General features: G+C 70.3%; 2 protein-coding genes. Both read left to right on the top strand.

From position 1 onward, the window contains the following. On the top strand, positions 1 to 734 hold a 734-nt coding region (locus JF597_RS55355), incomplete at its 5' end, for a CdaR family transcriptional regulator (protein WP_294014887.1). 288 nt (positions 735 to 1,022) lie between these two features. Further along, entirely contained in the window at positions 1,023 to 1,361 is a 339-nt protein-coding gene (locus JF597_RS55350) for a thioredoxin domain-containing protein (RefSeq protein WP_294014884.1), read from the top strand. Positions 1,362 to 1,827: the final 466 nt, after the last annotated feature.

Below are 1,827 nucleotides of genomic sequence, written 5' to 3'. Positions count from 1 at the left end.
CCTTCGCCTACATCGACGAGCTCTCCGCTGCGAGCGCCGCGGGCCACGCCGACGAACTGCCCGCCCGGGGCAGGGACCAGGAGCGCCACCTGGAACACCTGGCCCGCGACCTCCTCGCCGGCGCGAGCCCGGACGTGCTGCTGGCCTCTGCTCAACGGGCCGGGTGGCAGCCTCCCGTTTCGCTGACCGCGGTCCTGTTGCCCGCCGCCCAGGCGCGGCCTGCCTACCGCGGCCTGGACCCGAGCACCCTCGTCCTGGACGATCTGCAGGATGCCACCGGGGTGCTGCTCGTCCCCGATGCCGACCGATCACATCTCTTGCGGCAGCTGACCGACCGCGCCGCCGTGGTCGGCCCGGCCCGGCCATGGACTCGTGCGTCCGCCTCGTACGCACGAGCCGTACGCGCGCGCTCCCTTTCCTCTGATATTCGCGACACCGAGGACCACCTGCCCGAACTGGTGCTGAGCGCCGACGTGGAGGCGTTCGCAGACCTGCGTGCCCGAGCCCTCGCACCGTTGCGGACCTTGCCTGTAGCGACCGCACGGCGGCTGGAGGAGACGTTGCGGGCGTGGCTGCTGCACCAGGGCAGGCGGGACGAGGTGGCGGCGGCGTTGTTCGTCCATCCCCAGACGGTCCGGTACCGGATGTCGCAGCTGCGGGAGCTGTTTCCGGATCTCGCTTCGCCGCAGCGGGTCCTTGAACTGACGCTGGCGGTCGGTCTTCGGGTCAGCTGACGCCTACTCCGACCGTCCACGACCGCGTCCGCGAGCGGTCCACGAAGCGGCCCCTCGGTGCCGTCAGCTGGCTGATGTGGCCGGGGGAGAGCGGTAAGCCAGCTGGAACCGGAGCTTGATGTGAAGACCGGGCAAGGCCTCGGGGGAAGCCGGTTGGATACGGCTCGACTGAACCCGGTGGACGATGCGCACCGACCCGCCTGTCGACGCGACCGAGTGGGCCGGCCCGACACACTGCGCGAGGGATGATGGGGGATGGAATGACGGAACGCGAGGTCAGGAGCTTCCATGGCGAAGCGGGTTCACCGACCCCGTGAGGACGCGGAGTTCAATTTCATCCTCGGGATGAGCGGAGTTCCGGTCCTCGCATACTTCACCGGGACATGGCCCAAGGCGATCGAGCCCTGCCGGGAGATGGACCTCGTCGTGGGTGGCATCGCCGACGAATACACGGGCCGCCTGACGGCCGTCCGCACCGACATCACGCGTTGTCCGGCCGCAACGGAGCGATACGCGATCACCGGAGCGCCGTCCTGCGTCCTGCTGAAGGGGGGAGAGGCGGTGGCGCACGGCACGGGGCCCATGACCACGGCCGAGGTACGCGAGTTCCTGGACGACCACCTCTGAGCGGCCGCTGCGGCGCGTGGCCGTGACGCCCGTCACGTCTCGCCTATGGGAGCTGCGTCGCCTGAGACACCTGGGGCTGAGACACCCCCACAGGCCACGCGCGCTGGCGTCCGGCAGCTGCGCGGACCCCGGCCGCGACCTCGGAGAACGCCGGGAGCAGTTGGGTGCCGCGCCCGGAACGCAGCACTACCCGGTCGGCGTCGACGGAGACCAGGGCGCGGAAGCCGTCCCATCTGGGCACCCGGTGCCATCGCATGCGGGAGCTGTGACCAGGGAGGATGCCGCCTATGGCCGCTGACAGCGACATCGTTCCCGCACCTTCGACGCACTCGATGCCCCTGGTGTTCGGTGCGGGAGCGGCCATCGGCGTCCTGGGCGGGATGTTCGGGCTGGGTGGCGCGGAGTTCCGTTTTCCCCTGCCGATAGGTCTGTTCGGGTTCGCCGCACTCTCGGCGGTCGTCCTGAC

This window comes from Streptomyces sp. (assembly GCF_019510245.1).
GTDB lineage: Bacteria > Actinomycetota > Actinomycetes > Streptomycetales > Streptomycetaceae > Streptomyces.
This window is presented reverse-complemented; position numbering and strand designations above follow the sequence as displayed.

Excerpts from the sequence above, each read along its gene's own strand:
- JF597_RS55350 (WP_294014884.1), top strand. The coding sequence starts at position 1,023 with ATGGCGAAGCGGGTTCACCGACCCCGTGAGGACGCGGAGTTCAATTTC.